Genomic DNA, 20,395 nt, shown 5'->3' with positions numbered 1-20,395 from the left:
GTTTACTACATCAAGCAGGATTGTTTAAAAATAAAATCATGCCTTCCATCACCACGAAAGACGAGCGACTACATGCGCTGTATCTGCATGCAGTGAGAATGACCAACCATTGCGCTCACATAAGCGTTGCACAATACCTAAACCTAAGCCGTAGCCGTGAGAAGCTGTTTCAGTCGCCGTATACTGGGTATCACCGCCACTGAACTGATTAGTGATTAATAATTCATGCTCTTTAATCAAAATTGCAATCGGTTCCTGTCCTGTAAGGGTATGCTCAAACGCGTTTCGCACCAGGTTATTAACGGCAATAGAAAATGCCTGTGCATGCCCATAAATTATGGGATTGGCGAGCTCATCAAGTTCAACACCTACGAGCTTACCGTTTAACAAATAGCGTTGCTGCTCTACTGCTTTTCTTACCAGTGGCATTACTAAAAACTGCTCATCATACAAGCCATCATCAGTTTCACGAGCAAGACACAAAAACATTTCGATCATTGTATTCATGTCGTGTGTTGCCCGCCTTACACGATCTAGCACCTTCATATCGGCAGGAGTCAATTGGCTTTGTTCTAAAAGCTCTAGGGCGCCGGTAATGACTGTCACTGGCGTGCGCAATTCATGGCTTGCTGAGTCTGTAAAATAGCGTTCTCTTGCGATGAATGCACTCACTCGCTCAAAAGCCTGCTCTATTGTATTTGCGAGCATGCCAACTTCATCATTTGTATATCGGTTAGCATGTATACGCTTGTACTCTTCGTTTGATAATTGCTCAGGATCAATGTCGGCCACAGCTTTAGCAAGTTGAGTTACGGGAGCCAAAGCTCGACGCATCACAACAATTCCAAGCCCAAAGCCTAATAACCCCAATGTTCCTACAAGGCTGCTAATAATAAGTAATAACCACCAATCCTCTGACGAAGAAGCCTCAATCTGCGCGACATCAAACACTACAAACCCAGGTGACTGCTCATTGCCTGTATCAATTACGGCAACATGTAATTCTTCGCTATCAAATTCATACAAGCCTACTGCTGGATTTGTTTGCGCCCACGCATGAAGTGATTGAGGTAAGTTATCTACTTTATCGTACGCCTTAAGATTTGTAGTAATAGCAGGGTAGTTATCTGATGCAACTTGCAATTGCTGGGTTAGCACACGATCTTCACTCAATCTTATTGCAGCAAAGAAAGCAAACCCCCATGCAATACTGAGCACAGCCACACACATTGCAAATGCGATAGCGACACGTTTGTGCAAACTATGCCGATACATTATTGCACGTCCTTTGCAATTCGATAGCCAATACGGTGCACAGTATGAATCAATGGCGTATCAAATGGTTTATCAATTGCCTGTCTTAACTTGTACATGTGCGAACGAAGCGCGTCACCATCGGGAGGCTCATCTGCCCATAATAAAGTTTCGAGACTATCGCGTGTAACAACAGAAGGAGATACCTCCATTAACCGCTGCAATAACTTCATACTTGCAGGATTAAGCTCAATAAGCTGGCCTGCACGATGTACTTGCAAGGTGGACTTATTCATCGTTAGATCAGACACAGTCAATACCTTGTTGGTATTGCCGTGACTCCGCTTATAAAGAGCTTGCAGGCGCACATGTAACTCTTGCAATGCGAATGGCTTTACCAAATAATCGTCGGCTCCGACTGCAAACCCTCTCAGTTTATCATCAAGCGTGTCTCTCGCAGTGAGCATAAGTACAGGTGTTTCAACGTCAGCTTCAGCTCGCAACTTTTGACAAAAGTGTAAGCCATCCATCCCTGGAAGCATTAAGTCTAAAACAATGACATCAAACTTGTTGTTCATCGCTAGTTGCATTGCACTTATACCGTCATAAGCAAAGTCCAAGAGATAACAGTGCCTTTCTAGATACGCAGCAATATTCGCACTAATGTCACGATTATCTTCAACAATCAAAGCTCTGATCGGCTCAGTATTCAAAGCATCTAGCATTTTTCTTCCTTACCAAGCGTAATCTAATCGCAATCCGATCAGCGGTTCAGCTTCGCTATCGTCAACGACTTCATTTCCTCGGCGGTAATCAAACTCAGTGTCATCAGCTGATGAAGCTGCCGTGACATTTATAACATCAAGGAAGGCGGTAACATCAATAGGACCAAAGGCACGTCGGTAATCTACACGAACATTCAATGAGCCTGATCCTTCTTTACGGCCAACATTACGCTCTGTAATTTCCTTAGAGTAACGCAAAGGCTGTCCTGGTCCCAAAACATCTTCATGTACAATAAATATGTCATCTGGTCTGCCAGAAAGGTATTTATATCGTCCAGCAAGCTTCCAACGGTCACTTATCTCCCATGTCAGCCCTAACGTGGCAACATGTTCACGACTAAATTCAGCAGCTACGTCGCCAAAACCATCCTTTCGGTCTACGACCGCATCATTGTAAGAATAGGTTGCACTGGCGTAAAGACCTTCGAAAATAGTAGCATTAAGCACAAAATCAGCACCATATGAAGTACCATCACCATCATTTGCATAAGTTCCACTGGTACGGTCTAGGTCAACCACTAAGTCGCTAAGTTGCTGATAATAAACTTCCGTTAGTAATGACCAGTTGGCATTAGGGAAATATTTAAAACCAACACTCGTATGGGTAATTTTTTCAGTTTTAAGATTATTAGTCTCGTTAGCTGCAAGTTCTAAATATCGCGGTGACTGATGAAATAACCCCGCCGTTGCAAAATACCTTACCTTTTGACTTGGCATCCAGTTGATGCTGAATCGAGGTGATATAAAACTTTCATCAGCAAACCCATCTCGTTCAAATCGTAAACCTGTACCAAAATCCCAATCACCCATTTCAAAAATTTGTTCTATGTAGCCTGTATAGTTTACTTCTTTCAAAGACGTGACTGAATTAAGGCTTTCAGGGGTTAGTACAATAAACTTTTGCTGTGGGTCTGGTCTATAATCGTCACTATCATAAACATACCGATTCCATTCACCATCTAAAAAGGTGCTGTAATCTAGTTCAATTTGCGTAATTCGGGCACCGACGCTCAACATCCCTAATTGATTTTCTACCTCGAAATCACTTCTCCAACCAATTTCTGTTTCACCTTCAGATATAGTGATAATGTCTTCTCGAATAGGGTATTCAGAAGCTGGCGTTCCCTCAGGCACAAGATCTGGATAAGCCTCACCTTCAGAGCTCAATTTATCACTTTTTCGGTAGTAAACTTTATTAGTCAAAACAGCGGTTTCACCAAGTAACGTGGTCAAAGTTAAACCATACAAGTCACTATCTTGCTCGGCATTTTGCAATGCAGTATCTTCAAAATTAGGTGATTCAGAAACATGCTCAACGCCACGAGTATATTTCTCATGCGTATCCATGAGTAACACTTCAAAAGTGTTATTTTGATTAATGGGTATCACTGATTTAAAAATAATATCCCTTAAAACAGGTTCACCAATATCTAGCTCTTCGATAGTTTCAAACAAGGCACCAAAATCTAACCGCCTTGCAGAAAAAAGCATAGTTGCTTCATCAGTGATATTTATAGGGCCGTCATAACCAACTTCATAACCAGCAAGGTCGTAGCGAAAACTTGCAGATGGGCTAGGGTTACCATCGGCCACTTCTAGCTTCAGTAAAGACCCTGCACGACCACCATAAGCTGCTTGCCACCCGCCGGGTGAAAATTCTGCTCCATTTATCACATTGGGGGCAAATATAGAAAAGCGACCACCGCCGCCTACATCTTCCTCTTCACCTAACGTCGCATCAAAGTGAATAGCTTTATCAAAAGGAAAATCATCAACAAAGAGTAAATTATCTCTTGGGCCTCGACCACGCACACTAAAACTTGCAAATTCACTGTCAGATGCGACACCTGGCAATCCATCTAGAGAAAGTAGTGGATCTGCACCTCCTCCCACGGCACTTCGCAGAGATTCTCTGTCGAGATAGGTGCTAGAGCCTGAAGTAAATGTATCAGCTTGTTGGGCTCTTACTTCAACTACTTCTATGGCTTGTTCTCTAAGGTCAAATTCAACCTTCGTATTTTTACGAGTTACAACGCGAATACTTGGTTCGTATAAAGCCGCAAAGCCACTTTTTGTAATCTTTATTGAGTAAAGGCCCGGGTCGAGTTGCTCAACAACAATACGCCCTTGTAGATCAGTTTGTAAGGTTTGTATTGCAGAGGTTTCTCGTTCCTTAAGTATGACTTGTGCGTTTGGAAGTGGTCGATCTGTAGTCTGATTTTTAACAATAACCGTTATTGCCCCAGGCTCTTCTACTGCGTAAGAGTAAAATGCCAAACTACTCAACAATAGCCATGTAAATGACCAGAGTATCTGTCTAAATTGTTCTTTCATAATTGCGTCCCTCTTGGCATCAACCATGATCTTGATTTCAATAACTTGCACATACTTTCATCCTCCCAAATAGCCCTAATTATTGAATTCGAATTAATCAACTTTAGACGTTAGCAAAGTAAATGTGACTAAAATGTCACCGGCGTAATTTAGGTTTATGAATGCTGCCTGTGATAATAAATAAGGATTAACCAAAAGTTTCGCTGGAGATATTTAAGCGTCGGTAAGATTAATTGCGCTATAATGGCGCAAATTTTTTCAAGTAAGCAGTTATGGCTCTTAAATCAACCATTATTAAAGCGCAATTATCGCTAAGCGATATGGACCGCCACATTTATCAAGATTTCAATTTAACACTGGCACAACATCCATCAGAAACCGAACAACGCTTGATGATCCGCTTGTTAGCTTTTGCACTTAATGCTCGTGAAGGCTTAGAGTTTACGAAAGGCTTATGCGCAGATGACGAGCCAGAGCTTTGGCACATTAACTACAGCGAAGAAATTGAATTATGGATTGAGTTAGGTTTACCTGATGAAAAACGTCTAAAAAAAGCCTGCAATAAAGCCAAGCAAGTTGTTTTGTATACTTACGGTGAAAATAACCAAGCAATTTGGTGGCAAAAACATCAGCCTAAGTTGTATGATTTTAAAAACTTGAGTATTTTTAGTCTCGATTATGCTGCTACCCAAGCACTAGCAGAGTTAGCCGATCGTAATATTAAGCTCACCATCACAGTTCAAGATGGCGAAGTATGGGTTAGCTCAGATACAGCAAATATCGAAATTAAACCGCAACAGTTAATGTAAGGAATGCGATGGCAATTAGGCAGGTTGTAGTATTACACGGACTTTATATGTCAGGCTTTGTGATGCGCCCTCTGTGTGCGCGTCTCGAAAAGTCAGGGCTTAAAATACTCAATTTGACCTACAATACACTCTCCCCCGATAGAGCTGCAATTTTCGATAAGATTGATCGCTTTATTAATGGTAAGCCAACCGCCTTGGTTTGCCATTCAATGGGGGGGTTAGTCGCCCGCGCTTACCTTGAAGCCAATTCACTACAAAGTCGCCATGTCGAAAAGGTGATCACCTTAGGCACCCCACATAAAGGCAGCCATATTGCTAAGCAAATGCAGCAAAAAGGCTTTGAAATGCTGTTAAAAAACAGTGTGGAATTTTTATTATCAGAGAATGGGGATTGGCCGTTTAATGCCAAGCTTTATAGTATTGCTGGCGACTTACCAATAGGGCTAATGCCACTGATTGCCAAAGGCAGTGTTTCTGATGGTACGGTTTTGATAGATGAAACCAAACTCAATGGCATGGCAGAGCATAAGGTGTTTCATTTGAGTCACACCAGTATGATCTACTCACGCCAAGTGATGGATTACATTATTAAGCTTATAAATCAAAGTGAGTGATACTTTAATCTTCAGCACTTGCAGCCACTTTGTATGAGATTAATACAATGATCCCTAAAATCAGTGGTACTGGTGCAGCAATGTAACCAAAGGTATCAAAGTTTGCGAAGCTAGCGCCTGCTAAATGACCTACTAAACCGATAACAAATGCAAGTAATGCAATCACTACAACAACTATTTCAGCTTTACTTTCTTTAACTGTTTTACCGTCCATTTTTCTTCTCCTGGTTAAATGCGGTAAGGTCATTATGCGCTTCTATTTCGTTGCTTTTTTGACCTAAATCAAGTTCTAAATCGGCGTGTTTATCAGCTAATACAAACTTTGTTTTAGATCATACTTTCTGCTTAATTTTTGCATATCTGCAAAATAAGGTAGATTTTTTGCTCAGTTGCCCCAAGTCTATATAACAGGTAATTCAATGTTATGTTGATAGTGCACTAGCGGGTAAAAACCGCCTTTGATAGCTAAAACCTATCACGGTGTTCGAATTAAACCATTTTACAGATTAGCCAAGATGGCTAATACTTAACACCAAGCACTAGCAAGTAAACAATTAACGGTTTTTTAAGGAGCAATCTATGTCACAGGTAAATGCAATTGGTTTAAACAGCGCAAAAAGTGAAGACATCGTAAATTCACTAAACTCTTTACTAAGCTGCTACCAAATTCAATACATGAACGCACGTGGTTTCCATTGGAATATCAAAGGTCGAAACTTTTTTGAATTACACCTTAAATTTGAAGAAATTTATAACTTACTACTTGAGAAAGTAGATGAGATTGCAGAGCGTATTTTAACCTTAGGTGGTACACCTGTGCATGCATTCTCTGAGTACATTGAAGCAAGCAAGATCAGTGAAGCTAAAAATATCACTGAAGGTACTGCTGCTGTTGAAAATCTTTTAGCGGGTTACAGCACGCTTATTCAGATGCAGCGTGAAATCTTAGCGCAAGCAGGTGATGCGGACGACGAAGGTACAGCATCATTAATGGGCGACTACATTAAAGAACAAGAGAAACTTGTTTGGATGTTAAAAGCTTACCTTGGTTAATGTTTAGAACAGAGACTAAAAAGCCCTCAATTGAGGGCTTTTTTACTTTAACCACTTTCTTAAATTTTCGTACTCGGGCCTTGCTTGAAAAAGACTCTCGGCATCTGGATGAAAATAAATATCCATTTCTACCCCCGACCAAACGACCTCTAACAAATTGCGGGCAATGATATTTGCTTTAATATAATCAACACGTTTGTAGCCCCGCGCTTTTACGGCCTGAAAGTAAGCCTTTGCAATCTCAATACTATCAGCCGTCGCTAATTCAAATTGCTCCAAATTCACTACCGCATACTGAATTGATTGTTCAGGGTATTTCATGATTTCTTGACCGACTTCAATGCTAAATGAAGCAACCGCCTCTTTGTTAAAGCTGCCGCTCATTTCCACATAAATCACTGGCGGCTCAACAAAATAGCGCCAATCACCATGGGCTTTAAACATGCTTACCCCTTTGAAATACAACTTAAGTTTACGCTTATAAGCGTTATTTACTTATTTATCTAAGCCTTAATTCGGTAATAAAGCAATAAAAAACGCCATTTCTAATGCCTTTTCCTCAAGGCTTTTAAAACGACCAGATGCGCCGCCATGGCCTGCATCCATATCGGTTTTAAACACCAAAATGTTGTCATCAGTTTTAAATTCACGCAGTTTTGCCACCCACTTCATTGGCTCCCAGTATTGCACTTGAGAGTCATGAAAGCCGGTAGTTACGAGAATATTAGGGTAGTCCTGCGGCTTAATATTATCGTACGGCGAATATGCCTGAATCACATCATAAAACGCAGGGTCATTTGGATTGCCCCACTCGTCATATTCATTCGTAGTAAGAGGAATACTCTCATCTAGCATGGTGGTTAGCACATCTAAAAATGGCACATGACAACCGATACCTAAATAAAGCTCAGGAGCTTGATTTACTACAGCCCCCATCAGTAACCCTCCAGCACTACCACCAGAGGCAAATACTTTTTCTGGGTGTGCATAGCCTTGCGTAGTAAGAGCACGCGTAACATCAATAAAGTCACTAAAGCTGTTTTGCTTATATTGCTTTTTACCTTGTTCATACCAGTGACGGCCTAGCATTTCGCCACCACGAATATGCGCAATCGCATAAACAAAGCCACGGTCTAGCAAACTTAATGAGCTGCTTGAAAAGCTAGGATCGATGGTAATTCCGTACGCACCATAGCCATATTGCAGTAGTGGGTTAGTGCCATCTTTATTAAATTTATCAATACGATAAACCAAAGACACCGGCACTTGTTCGCCATCTCTTGCGGTGATCATTAAACGCTCTGAACGGTAGTTTTGCGGGTCAAACTCGCCGAGTACTTGCTGTTGTTTTAATAAGGTTTTGTTCCCGGTTTTTAAATCAACATCATACAAAGAACCCGGCGTTGTTAAGCTCGAATAGTAAATGCGTGCAGTGCTCACATTCGGCTCTGGGTTCATTGCAATTGCGGCATAATAACAAGGATCATCAAACTCTAAAGTAAGGCGCTGATCGTGCTGATTAACTACCACAAAACGTGTTTGGCCTAGCTCTCGCTCAGTGAGGATAAGGTAGTCATCGAATATCTCAACCCCTTCTAACAACACGTTTTCGCGATGCGGGGTATGTTCTTGCCAAAGACTTTTATCGCCAACGGTACTTTGTGTCGCAGTCATTAAGCGAAAGTTTTTCGCTTGCCAGTTAGTCACAATGTAAAAGGTATCACCTAGCTTATCGACATCGAACTCATGGCCTTCTTCGCGTGGCATTAAAGCGCTAAACTCCCCCTCTGGGTTATTAGCATCTAGCACCCAAGTATCGTTTGTTTCTGTAGTTGCAAGATCAATTATGATAAGGCTTTCATCGCGGCTTTTGCCAAGCCCCATAAAAAAGCTTTTATCTTGTTCTTCATAAACCAATACGTCATCAGCTTGCGAGGTGCCTAAAACATGGCGGTAAACCTGAAAACCCAACAAAGTTTGTAAGTCTTTTTTCACATAAAAAACGGTTTTACTGTCATTAGCCCATACCACTTGACCTTCGGTGTTTTCGATAACATCACTAAACATCTCACCATTGGCAATATTTTTAAAACGCACGGTATATATACGGCGACCTTCGGTGTCTTCTGAGTAAGCAAGTAGCTGTTCGTCAGGGCTAATAGCCACTTCGCCCAACTCATAAAATTCGTAATCGCCGGCTAATTGATTTACATCTAACAACAAGTGCTTATCGCGCGCTTCTATTGAGCTGCTGCGATAATGGCGCGCATATTCATCATCGCCACGTACTTCTGAGTGATACCAATACTGACCATCTTTCACAGGTACCGTGTTGTCGTCTTTTACAATACGGTCTTTTAACTCATTAAATAATTGTTCGCGCAGAGGTTTTATGTCTGCTAGTTGCTTGTCGCAATAATCGTTTTCGGCATTTAGATGCGCTAATACATCCTCATTTTCACGCTCATCATCACGCATCCAATAATAATTATCGGTGCGAGTCTGTTGATGAGTAGTTAATTGATGAGGGTGTTTTTTGGCAACAGGTGGATGCGCTAATAAAGACAAAGAATACGATTTTGATGACACAGGGAAAAACCAAAGTAAAAAACGAATTGCTGGCAGTTTATCACAGAATTATACCAATCAGCTTAATTAAGCAGTCTATTTTGAGGCAATAAAACCTCGTTGATAACAAGGCAAAAATTTCGTTATTTAGTTGTTCTAAATGAGAAATTTTTAACGCAGTTAGCGACAGGTTTAATCCCTCAAAATGATTAAGTATTATTGCGGGTTGGTATTAAAAAAGCCCACTCAAATTGAGTGGGCTAAGCAATGCTAAAATAGCATTTAGGGGGAAACTGTTAATGTGACACTTGTTGCCACGCCATAGCCCAACTTTTCCCAACTCCCGGTTCAAAGAGTGGGTTATGTGAATCTTTAACACGGCAAAACTCACTAAACGGCCATGGCTTGCACATGTAAATATGACCCGTTTTAGGTTGAAGTACTTTTACACCTGCATTGTAATCATTGCATGCTTGTGGGTAGACATAGTCATACTCGTTTAATCTATCTTGTACTCGCTCTTCACATTTAGCGATGCAATTAAACGCCACTTTTACATGTGTTATACCCGAACCTTCTAGGGCATAAATTTGGTTTGAACGGTATGCAACCACCAAACCTTGCTCTGTCATTTTGCCCGCTTTAACCAACGGAATATGCACATTAATATGTTCAGCCACAGAGCGAGGCCAATTATGAGGCTCTCCATCATCTGAGCTCACAATTGCATATTCGAATGATAAATCGACTAGCTCTCCTTGCATGTCATAAAAGGTCACTATCACCTTATCACCAACAAAAAGTTGGGTATGATGATTTAAGCAACCAATTGGCAACCATCTTCCAGAGGCCATTGACGTATGCATAAACAAAATATCACCCTAAGAGCAACGAATAGGTACTATAGTAACAATCGAACAAAATATTTATGTAAAGTTTGAGGCAAAAGAACCAAAGCACGTAGATTATGTGCTTATCAGCGGTCCCGCTATCATAGTCTTAAAACCTTAGACCGGAAACTTTGCGTCCTAACCTTTCAGTTAGTTTGCCAAAAACAAAATGAGTATAATCGCGACCAGAAAACAAATCAAACAAAAGAATGTAATCAAACATTATATATAGCAAATAGTTACTATATTTTAGTAACAAAAAAGCCAACCGTTTGGTTGGCTTTTAAATAGCTAGTCTGTACTAATTATGAGCTGGCTTAGTTCTGGTAACCACTCTATAACCTGCACGGAAGATATTAAGAACACCATTGCCCACATCACTCATCACAATGTACAAACATGGAACAAGTACTAATGTAATTAAGGTTGCGAACATTACCGCAAAACCAAGTGCTACTGCCATTGGAATTACGAACTTAGCTTGTAAGCTGGTTTCAAACATAATTGGTAATACACCGGCAAAGGTCGTAATTGAAGTCAGTGTGATTGCTCTAAAACGTGCACACCCTGCTTCTATAACTGCTTCACGTGTAGAAAGCCCTTCGCGACGCGCTTGGTTTACAAAGTCAGTCATGACCAGTGAGTCGTTGATCACCACCCCTGCAGCAGCGATTAAGCCAAAGCCCGACATTAAACTAATGTCTAGACCAAACCATAAGTGACCCCAAATTGCACCGGTTAAGCTAAATGGAATAACCGACATTACAATGAGTGGTTGCGAATAGCTCTTGAGCGGTACTGCAAGCAAGATATACACTAAAATCATACCACCAATGAAGAACATAATTTGCTCATTAGCTTGTGCTTGCTGCTCTTCAATTGAGCCACCTAGCTCAGTTTTTACTGATGGATACTCTTCTTTAAGTTGCGGTAACAGAGTCTCTTTAACTTGCTTAACGACTTCGCCTGGCTCAATCGCTTCTTCATCGATACTGCCATAAATATACACAGTTCGATAACCTCCTTCGCGGCGAATATAGCTAATACCTGGCTTTTCAGTCAGCTCTACAACATCACCTAATAGTACTTCTTTACCTTCAGGTGTTGTAATTACTGCATGTTTAAGAGATGCAAATGCTTCACGTGTCAGTTTAGGGTAACGCACCATTACGCGCACTTCTTCGCCACGGCGAATAACACGTTGCGCTTCACCACCGTAGAAGCTTGCGCCAACTTGGTTTGCGATATTGGCAAGATCTAACCCTAAATCATATGCCACAGGTTTTAAGCTTAATTGCACTTCTTTGCTCGCCGGGTCGATGGTCGAGCTAATATCAAATAAGCCTTTTTGCTGTTGCAGTAATTGAATAAAGCGACGACCTGCCTCATTCAATGTATCGATGTCAGGCCCATACAGTAAGTAGCCAAACTCACCATCCATGCCGCCACCATTCACATCATCGTAAATTTGTAATGATTTGACACCGGCAATACTTGGCATTTGCTCACGCCAGCGACGAGATAATTCAAATGCGTTGTATGGACGAAGATCTTCATCAACAAGTGGCGCTAAAAGCTGCGCTTCAGTACGCCCTTGGTTAAAGACTAAAATGTCACGAATAAGTTTTTGACCAAATTCACGCTCGGTTTCTTTATCAACATTAACCACCATCGCTTCAATTTCTCGAATTGCGTTAATGGTTTGAATATCCGACGCATTTTCATTCATTTCTAAACGAATTTGCGGGAAATCATGCGGTACTTTTGGGGTTGGAACAACACGCACTTGATTTGATGAAATCAAACCAAACGTCATAATTAATAAGCCCACAAAAGAAAATAAAACAAGCCAGCGCCATTCAACACAACGTACGATAAATGCTTTATAAGGACCATTTACAAACTTAAAAAAGCGCTTATTAAAACGAGCACGCCAGCTGTTTGGATTAATAGGCGGAAATTTAGTGTGGGCGATATGAGCAGGTAATATAAGCTTCGACTCAATCAAACTGAATATTAGACACAGAATAACCACCACCGCGATACCAAAGAAAAATGCACTTTCTGGCCCGCTTGATAATGTAAACGGTGCAAACACAGCAATCGTAGTCAGTACACCAAATGTAGCTGGGGTAGCAACACGTTTTGCACCATTCACTACATTGACAACACCACCGCCTTTTTTCTCAATTTCGGTGTAGGCGCTTTCCCCTATAACTATGGCATCGTCGACCACGATCCCCAGCACCATAATGAATGCAAATAACGACACGATATTAATACTGATACCAAATAATGGCATCATCATCATTGCGCCCAAGAAACACACAGGTAAACCAATCATTACCCAAAGCGCTAACTTAAAGCGTAAGAAGATAGACAACATAATGGCAACCAAGATAGCCCCTTGAATTAGGTTGGTTTTCATCATGTCTAAACGTGCGTTAAGGTAATAGGTCATATCCATAAGAGGTTCAAGACGCAAGCCCGCAGGCAGCTCTTTGTTTTTCTTATCAATATACGCTTTCACTGAATCTGCAACCGGGATCATGTTTTGTTCTTTGGTTGCTTTTACAGACAAATAAACCGCATTTTCGCCGTTAAATTTAAAGTAGCGTTCACCTTCAATAAATTGATCTTTAATTACAGCGATATCTTGCAACAATACCTTCGCACCATTAGCCCCCACCTTGACTGGAATTTGGCGGAACTCTTCACCACTGTAATATTGGTTTTCAACACGAACAGAGATAATACCTGCATCAGTGCGTAATTGGCCGGCAGATATGTTGGCTGAATAACGACGAACAGCACCAGCTACATCACTTAACGTTAAGTTGTATTGGCGCAGTGAGTCTGGGTCAATTTCAATCGCTATTTCATCTAACGGCACATCGTTTTGCACCAGCGATACGTTTGATAATTGCAGCAACTCATCTTCAATTTGATTTGCTACAGGCTTTAACTCTGTCAGCGGAATATCACCAACGAGCGTCATACCGATCACGTCTTGACGAAATTCAACCTGACTAATGGTGACAGGCTCCATTCCCGCAGGGAACGTGGCAATACTGTCGACGCGTAACTTCACTTTGTCGAGCACATCAGTGAGCTCAGCATCTGTGTTTATCTCAAGACTGGCACGGCCACTGTTTCGAAACGAGCGGTAAACACCGCGCTTAATTTCGGTAACATCTTTTAGTGACTCTTCAATTTTGATCAGAATACTTTCTTCTATTTCTTGTGGTGAGGCCCCCGGATAATTCGCCTGCACCTCAATATAGTTAATTTCAACATTCGGGAACATCTGGCGCTGAATAGTGAAATAACTAATGATCCCCATGATGATGATAAACACCATCATTAAGTTAGCAGCGACCGAGTTATTAGCAAAATAGGCTATCAGGCCTGACTGCTTTTCTGTGTTTGTATCAGTCATAGTGTTACCTTAAAGCTTTTCAACCGCTGCAGTTTCTGCATCGCTTGTCATTTCTTTCATACCAGCAATCTTTACTTCCATACCCGCTTGAGGGTACTCAGGTAAAGTAAGAACAAGCTGGTCATTCACTTCAAGGCCATCACTAATGTAGAAGTACTCACCTTCTTCACGTACTACAGTTACTTTTCGTGGTTCAAGTTTATTCTCATCATTTACAATCCACACTGTTTGGTTATTTACCAAAGACTGCGGTAAACGATAGATATTTTGTAACATGGCACCTGCAAAGTTAACTTGTACATAAGCACCAAATTTAATTGGTTGTACGTCATGCTTTAAACCGTATGGGTCTTCAACACGAACCACTAAGTTGCTCATACGTGTCGCGTTATCTACAACGCCTAGATCGCGGTCAATCTCTGCTTCACGAGTAAAGCTGTTTAAGCCTTTATTGATAATGGTCGCTTTAACGCCTTTTAAGCGCTTAGGTAAAAACACGCTGTCAAAGCCAGCAATTGGTACGATAATTTCTGCACTTTCAATGTTATTTAGCTCAGCAACCTGGCTACCTACATTTATGTATTGACCAACACCAATTTCACGGCTGATCACTAACGCATCGTAAGGTGCTCTCACTTCACAACGAGCAAGGTCACGCTCAGCACGTTTAAGTGCTGCTTGCGCTGATTTAACAGCTGCTTGCGCGCTTAAAACTTGAGGTTTACGTAAGAATAAGTCCGTGCGCTCGCGCTCTGGATAGCGTCTTGCCTCATCCAATGCAACTTTAGCTTGTGCTTGCTCTTCAATCAGAGCTGCTTGAGCACTTGCTAATGATGCTTCAGCTTGAAGTACAGCGGCTTCGTAGTTGTCTTTCTCGATAGTGAATAACACTTCACCACGAGCGACAATCCCACCGGGTACAAAGTTTGGATGCCAACTGGTCACTTCACCTGCGACTTGCGATGCCAATAATGTACTTTCAAGTGGCTTCACTTCACCGTAGCTATTAATAACCACTTGATGATCATCGCTGGCAACAGGTTCAACTTGGACAAGAGGTCGAACATCTACCACTTCCTTGTCTTTTGGTTCTTGGGCAATAGCATTGATACCCATAAAGCCAATAATACCGACCGCTAAAGCAACGATTGGCAATATCCATTTTAGTAATCTCGTGCTCATAACTTACACCTTTAATATTTTAACTGCCCATATCATACCAAAGCTGACAGAAACATTAATGTGACATTTGTAAGTAACTGTTACAAAACAGGCAAAATTGGCAACAAATTTAAAAAACGCCAATTAAGAACAATTTGTTACAAACAAAAGTAAAATAATATCAAAGAATTACAAAGCAGCCCTTACACTTGTTAACAAATAACCTTTTATCATGGGTTTATTTCATTAAACTGATTTGAGAAATAATTAAAGGAACAATTAGAATGAAAATAACAAATATTGCTTTGGCATTAAGCCTAGCGCTTGCCATGAATGGCCATGCTATTGCAGCTAAAAAAGAAGAAAAAAAACCAGAAACACTTGCCGAAATGATCAAAGATAAAAGTGAATATGCTGGTATCTTTACTCTCTACCAAGATGACAAGACCGGTAATAACCTAATGGTTATAGACCAATCTCAGCTTGATACACCCTTTGTATACTTTGCCTACACAGTTGACGGTGTTACAGATGCGGGTCATTTCAGAGGGGCATACCGTGAAACAAAATTAATTGAATTTCGTAAATATTTTGACCGTATTGATATTGTAAGTAAAACTCCTCGCTACAAATTTGACCAAAACTCAGCGCTTGCTCGCGCTGCCGATGCCAACATAAGCGAAGCTGTACTTGCTAGTATTAAAATTGAAAAAGAAGAAAACGGCAAAATAGCATTTAACGTTGATAAGCTTTTTTTAAGTGAAGCACTGCATAAGGTATCACCTTGGGTAAATCCAAAAGATAAAGATGCTAGCAAACGCTTTAAACTTGGAAAATTAGACGACAAAAAATCACGCATCACCACGCAACGCCCTTACCCAAATAATCTCGATGTTGTTGTTGATTACGTGTTTACTAATGCCGAGCCAAAAGTACGTGGCTCAAGTGCAGTAAGCGATCCACGTAATGTATCAATTAAAGTACAACACTCATTTGTCGCACTGCCAAGCAACAACTATCAACCACGTTTAGATGATGCACGAATTGGTTATTTCACCAATCAATTCGATAATATGACATCTGCAGACTGGGCACCGTATGAAGATGTAATCAAGCGCTGGGACCTACAGAAGAAAGACCCATCAGCCGCACTTTCTGAACCAGTTAAACCAATTACTTGGTGGATTGAAAATACTACGCCAGTTGAGTGGCGAGATACTATTCGTGATGCAGTATTAGCTTGGAACAGCTCATTTGAAAAAGCAGGCTTTAAAAATGCTATCGAAGTAAAAATACAACCTGATGACGCTGGTTGGGATGCTGGCGATATTAACTACAATGTATTGCGCTGGACTGCATCACCACGCCCTCCATTTGGCGGTTATGGCCCTGCTCTTGCGAACCCATTAACCGGTGAGATCTTAGGCTCTGACATCATGTTAGAGTATGTTTTCATGAAAAACCGCTGGATGTACGACACCTTATACACCCAAGGTGCAGCTACGCTTGAAACGAGCCAAAATAACCCTGAATTACATTGCTCACTAGGTCACAGCATTCAAGAAAACATGATACTTGCTAAAGGCTTAGGCACAGGTGCAAGCATTGAAGACAAAGAAATTTTACGCCAAGGCTTAACTCAACTGGTGTTACACGAAGTAGGTCATACCCTTGGCCTTAACCACAATATGAAATCGTCAATTTTGTGGGATGAAAAAGAAGTTCACGATAAAAGTAAAACCCAAGGTATCGTAACTGGCTCGGTGATGGATTATGCACCAGCAAACATTGCCCCTATTGGCATGCAGCAAGGTGATATATTCCAAACAAAACCAGGCCCTTATGACGATTGGGCGATTGAATATGGCTATAGCCCGGCTTTAGCTGATAAAGATGCCGAACAACAGCGCCTTGAAAAAATTCTCGCTCGTTCATCTGAGCACGCTTTAGCTTTTGGTAATGATGCTGATGACATGCGTGCTCCTGGGCGTCATATCGACCCTCGTGTGATGATTGGCGATATGTCATCTAACCCTGCCGCTTATGCTGATGATCGTATGGAGCTTATCAATAAGCTGTTTACTGAGCTTAAAGACAAAGCCACTGTTGATGGTGAGTCATACCAACAACTTGTTACCTCAGCCAACATTTTATTTAGAAGCTACCGCACACAAGCTGGCGTAGTATCTCGTCAAATTGGTGGTGTTTATGTAGAGCGAAATGTGGTGGGCGATGACAAAAATGGCGCACCATTTACGCCAGTGCCACTTGAGCGTCAGCAACATGCAATGCAAATTTTAGCTGACAAAGTGTTCTCACCAAATGTGCTTTCAAGCATGCAGCCAATTTATAACTACCTGCTACAACAACGTCGTGGTTTTAACCATTATGGTAAAAACGAAGACCCTAAACCACATGGCATGATTTTAGGCATGCAAAAGCTGGTACTTGCTCAGTTATTACACCCGGCTGTCATGCTGCGTATTTCAGATAGCGCTATGTATGGCAACGAGTATTCACTTAACCAATTTATGAATGACTTAACAGCAAGCATTTTTGTAGACAGCAAAAAAGCAAATACCTTAAGTCACAATCTACAAGTTGAATATGTGAATCAGCTAATCGCGATTGCTGGTTTAGGTAAAGCGAGTAAGCACGACAACCTAGCCAAAGCAGCTGCGCTTTATCAGTTAAATCAAATTGCTGATATGAGCGTGCCATGGGGTGCAGACACCGCAGCTAAAGCGCATAAGCAATATATCGATCGCTTAATTAGTAAAGCCCTCGAAGCATAAGCAAAGCAACACAAAAAAGGCTGCCAATTGGCAGCCTTTTGTTTTTAAAGTTAACGTCTATCAATACACGACGAGGGTAATATGTCTTTTGGCACAGTCGTTTTATTCTCACCAACCGCTTGCATGCCCGTTACAGGTTTATCAAAACCACAAAGCCAAGCGATAGGGCTTGTTGGGCTTCCGACAACAACGGCAGGGCGAAAACTTAACACTGTATTTTGCAAAGGCATCGATACTTTATTACCCAAACTAATATGAATCGCTCCGTCTTCAACAGTGATCCCCGTAACCCGATTACCAATTAAAAACTTACTTGCAGGGACACCTGCTTGCTCATTGTTTTTTGGAAAGCGGCCGTGCTCCAAATAAAAGGTTGTAACGTCTTCTCGAATAGTTGACGCCATAGCTAAGGGATCCGCTAGTTCACTGCGCTGAATATATTGACTGTATTGTGGTAATGCAACAGAAGCTAAAATGCCGATGATGGCGACTACAACCATTAACTCAATCAGCGTAAATCCTTTATTTTTCATACTATCTCTCCCATTAAGAATAGAGGCTCATATGCTCCCATTAAGAAATGGGCAATTAATATCACCAATAAAATACTAAATGCAGTAATGAGTCTGTTGATATGCGCTGTGATTTCATCGCGTAGGCCTTCAAGTTTATTGGCGACGAGGAGCTCTAGCTCTTCGGCAATATCCAAGCCATTACTTTGACATGTTTTTAAATGAGATAATTCACGATTATCGTTCTGTAGTGTTCCATACAATGGAAACTCAATTAACGCGACTAAAGCGTCATAATTGTGCCTAATTTGTTTGGGGATTATTAGCCCTAATTGGGCTGATGAAGCACTCAGTAAAGTCAGATTTGCAAACTGTCGAAGCGCATTTACAGTCAATATAATAACCATCAAGAACAAGCCGAGCGCAATACTTGCTACCAGCCAGAACCTAGCTAAATTAGCCATGTGCTCTGTAACTTGCACATCAAATTGGCTAAACACATTTGAGAACGAAGGAATAACAAATTGCTGGTAAATAAAGTTAACAAGGATGAAAACGGAGAAAAGTACACCCAGATAAAGCAACTTGGTTTTATAGTCGAAAGAGTGCTCTTTTAGTGTTGATGATAACGCTGCATAACTTAACGCTAACCTTTGCTGCTGCTCACCTTCAGCTTCTTTAAGGTTTTTTGCAAGCTTAGTGGCTAATGGACTATTCTTTTGTCCATCATTATAAATTTCTAAGTGTTGTGGGGCGCTAAGCGCTTCTTGCTGTGCTTTATTTAGGCCACTCATTGGCGATAATAATCGACATAAATAGCCTAATTGATTCCAATTCATATCTTATCCTTTCGATAGCGATAAGATACTGTGCCATAAAGCAACAAGTTAATAAACGGAATATTACTTAGACATTTAAGCCATTGCAGGGCGTGATTTATAATACTGAATACACCCTAGTTGTGCAGCATTAGTCAGTAATATCATTACAAAGGTCAGTATGTGAGACACGCTCGGTGTCGCCATAGCAAGCTCGGCAGCGAGGCCACAGCTTCCAGCAACAAATTGCAGGCTAAAGTAGCGCGCACTTAAATTACTAATATCACCACTTTTAATGGTTTTATAAGTCTGCGGCATAACACGAATAGAGCTCATGACTAACCCCACATAGGTTAACCAATTGAGTACTGTTGCAGTTTCAAGAGATGGGCTAAGTAATAAAGAAAAAGGGATCATCGACAGCAATAGCAATCCAACCAACTGTAACCGCTGCGCACGAGCTGCGTTATAGCGAGCAAAGTAGTAAAGGATCAGTGCGCTTAGCGTACCAGTAACAATAAATGGTAGTGCCATATAAAAGCGCTGAAAGAACAGATTATAAGTAATGAAATACACGCTTTGCGCAACACCAAAGCTCATCATTAATAACGAAACGCCCGACACACTGCGATTTTTACGGATTTTATTTAAAAGCGGATAAAAGCTAAACGCCAAAATAAAGCATGAAATAACCGGCAATAAATGCGCCAAAATAGACCTCTCTCGTTACAATTTAGTTAATAAGTTAGCAATTTATAAATCAGCCATAAAAACAAAGTAAACCCTTGTTTTTTATACACTTTAAAAGAGCGCGGCATTGTAATGAGAGAACGCTAGAATGCAATAAAGAATAAAAAACAAACAACCGCTTGCTGGCAAGATATCCATACAGGGTGTTTACAATCAATGACACTTTTTAAGCAGCTTGAATAGTTATGTCAATATGGGTACATTGAACAAAGAGTGCTCAGCAGGAGAAAGCAATGAAATCAGTTATATATGCATTAGTGTTAAGTGCTTTTTTGGTTGGCTGTAAAAGCACTAAACAACAACTTGCTGCGCCGCCTAGTGTCGCAAGCTTGATGGCCGCAGAGAAATTTCAACAAGTAGAATTACCTGATCCCACGTTATTTACTTTACCTGCTGATGAACAAAAACGTTTCCTTGATTATTTCACGCAGCGCCAAGGTGACTACTTAAGAGACGATGAAATTCTTTATCACTACCTAGAAAATAAACTCACTAACTTTAACTATTATAGTGCCACCCTTAGTGCGCAAGAGGCATTACGTAGGCAGCAAGGTAATTGTATTAGTCTCGCCATTTTAACCCAAGCTTATGCTCAGCTTGATGGGCTTAAAAC

Annotated in this window: 16 protein-coding genes, 1 pseudogene and 1 riboswitch; of the genes and pseudogenes, 5 read left to right on the top strand and 12 right to left on the bottom strand. The window is 41.0% G+C overall.

Annotated features, from left to right (window positions below):
- Positions 1-48: 48 nt before the first annotated feature.
- Genes L1264_RS19675 through L1264_RS19665 form a run of 3 tightly spaced genes read right to left on the bottom strand, consistent with a single transcriptional unit; the run spans position 49 to position 4,373 of the window.
- Complete coding sequence (locus tag L1264_RS19675) at positions 49-1,275, bottom strand: sensor histidine kinase (RefSeq protein ID WP_206769165.1); 1,227 nt, start codon at positions 1,273-1,275, stop codon at positions 49-51.
- Positions 1,275-1,979 carry a response regulator transcription factor gene (locus tag L1264_RS19670; RefSeq protein ID WP_135923003.1) on the bottom strand — a complete coding sequence of 235 codons (705 nt, stop codon included), beginning with the start codon at positions 1,977-1,979 and terminating at the stop codon, positions 1,275-1,277. The genes L1264_RS19675 and L1264_RS19670 overlap by 1 nt, the downstream gene beginning before the upstream one ends.
- 9 nt (positions 1,980-1,988) lie before the next feature.
- Positions 1,989-4,373 carry a TonB-dependent receptor gene (locus L1264_RS19665; RefSeq protein ID WP_199527200.1) on the bottom strand — a complete coding sequence of 795 codons (2,385 nt, stop codon included), beginning with the start codon at positions 4,371-4,373 and terminating at the stop codon, positions 1,989-1,991.
- Between the two features lie 272 nt (positions 4,374-4,645).
- On the opposite strand from L1264_RS19665, the gene L1264_RS19660 reads away from it, so the two are divergent.
- Positions 4,646-5,182, top strand: coding sequence for a YaeQ family protein (locus L1264_RS19660; RefSeq protein WP_138558096.1), 537 nt, complete (start codon positions 4,646-4,648; stop codon positions 5,180-5,182).
- A gap of 8 nt (positions 5,183-5,190) precedes the next feature.
- Entirely contained in the window at positions 5,191-5,796 is a 606-nt protein-coding gene (locus L1264_RS19655; RefSeq protein ID WP_135923006.1) for a PGAP1-like alpha/beta domain-containing protein, read from the top strand.
- A gap of 4 nt (positions 5,797-5,800) precedes the next feature.
- Here the strand turns inward: L1264_RS19655 and L1264_RS19650 are convergent, their stop codons facing one another.
- Positions 5,801-6,010: a hypothetical protein gene (locus L1264_RS19650; RefSeq protein ID WP_054562952.1), complete on the bottom strand. Its 210-nt coding sequence runs from the start codon at positions 6,008-6,010 to the stop codon at positions 5,801-5,803.
- A gap of 365 nt (positions 6,011-6,375) precedes the next feature.
- Between L1264_RS19650 and L1264_RS19645 the strand changes: the two genes are divergently transcribed.
- A complete protein-coding gene (locus L1264_RS19645) occupies positions 6,376-6,849 on the top strand; it encodes a Dps family protein (RefSeq protein WP_054552310.1) in 474 nt (157 codons plus the stop codon).
- 42 nt (positions 6,850-6,891) lie between these two features.
- On the opposite strand, the gene L1264_RS19640 is transcribed toward L1264_RS19645, so the two are convergent.
- The 5 genes from L1264_RS19640 to L1264_RS19620 all read right to left on the bottom strand — a co-directional run bounded on the left by L1264_RS19640 (position 6,892) and on the right by L1264_RS19620 (position 14,928).
- The gene (locus L1264_RS19640) at positions 6,892-7,293 is read right to left on the bottom strand and encodes a hypothetical protein (protein ID WP_135923007.1); all 402 of its coding nucleotides are present in this window, start codon (positions 7,291-7,293) and stop codon (positions 6,892-6,894) included.
- A gap of 66 nt (positions 7,294-7,359) precedes the next feature.
- The gene (locus tag L1264_RS19635; RefSeq protein WP_199527199.1) at positions 7,360-9,438 is read right to left on the bottom strand and encodes a S9 family peptidase; all 2,079 of its coding nucleotides are present in this window, start codon (positions 9,436-9,438) and stop codon (positions 7,360-7,362) included.
- Positions 9,439-9,713: 275 nt separating this feature from the next.
- Positions 9,714-10,283, bottom strand: a complete 570-nt coding sequence (locus tag L1264_RS19630) for a chitin-binding protein (protein WP_135923009.1) — start codon at positions 10,281-10,283, stop codon at positions 9,714-9,716.
- 109 nt (positions 10,284-10,392) lie between these two features.
- Positions 10,393-10,477: riboswitch (cyclic di-GMP riboswitch) on the bottom strand.
- A gap of 131 nt (positions 10,478-10,608) precedes the next feature.
- On the bottom strand, positions 10,609-13,746 hold the full coding sequence (locus tag L1264_RS19625) for an efflux RND transporter permease subunit (protein WP_135923010.1): 3,138 nt from the start codon (positions 13,744-13,746) through the stop codon (positions 10,609-10,611).
- Positions 13,747-13,755: 9 nt separating this feature from the next.
- Positions 13,756-14,928: an efflux RND transporter periplasmic adaptor subunit gene (locus tag L1264_RS19620; RefSeq protein ID WP_135923011.1), complete on the bottom strand. Its 1,173-nt coding sequence runs from the start codon at positions 14,926-14,928 to the stop codon at positions 13,756-13,758.
- Positions 14,929-15,191: 263 nt separating this feature from the next.
- Here L1264_RS19620 and L1264_RS19615 point away from each other — a divergent pair, with 263 nt between their 5' ends.
- The gene (locus L1264_RS19615; protein ID WP_235404432.1) at positions 15,192-17,702 is read left to right on the top strand and encodes a zinc-dependent metalloprotease; all 2,511 of its coding nucleotides are present in this window, start codon (positions 15,192-15,194) and stop codon (positions 17,700-17,702) included.
- A gap of 50 nt (positions 17,703-17,752) precedes the next feature.
- Here L1264_RS19615 and L1264_RS19610 read toward each other — a convergent pair whose 3' ends face one another.
- The 3 genes from L1264_RS19610 to L1264_RS19600 form a co-directional block, all read right to left on the bottom strand.
- Complete coding sequence (locus tag L1264_RS19610; protein WP_175082627.1) at positions 17,753-18,235, bottom strand: pilin; 483 nt, start codon at positions 18,233-18,235, stop codon at positions 17,753-17,755.
- Entirely contained in the window at positions 18,232-19,053 is an 822-nt protein-coding gene (locus L1264_RS19605; protein ID WP_199527197.1) for a hypothetical protein, read from the bottom strand. Before L1264_RS19605 ends, L1264_RS19610 begins: the two co-directional genes overlap by 4 nt.
- Positions 19,054-19,128: 75 nt before the next feature.
- The gene (locus L1264_RS19600) at positions 19,129-19,743 is read right to left on the bottom strand and encodes a PQ-loop domain-containing transporter (RefSeq protein ID WP_199527196.1); all 615 of its coding nucleotides are present in this window, start codon (positions 19,741-19,743) and stop codon (positions 19,129-19,131) included.
- A 272-nt stretch (positions 19,744-20,015) separates the two neighbouring features.
- On the opposite strand from L1264_RS19600, the pseudogene L1264_RS19595 reads away from it, so the two are divergent.
- Positions 20,016-20,395: pseudogene (locus L1264_RS19595) on the top strand (tetratricopeptide repeat protein); the annotation flags it as partial.

Source organism: Pseudoalteromonas sp. APAL1 (assembly GCF_021532475.1).
Lineage (GTDB): Bacteria > Pseudomonadota > Gammaproteobacteria > Enterobacterales > Alteromonadaceae > Pseudoalteromonas > Pseudoalteromonas lipolytica_C.
This window is presented reverse-complemented; position numbering and strand designations above follow the sequence as displayed.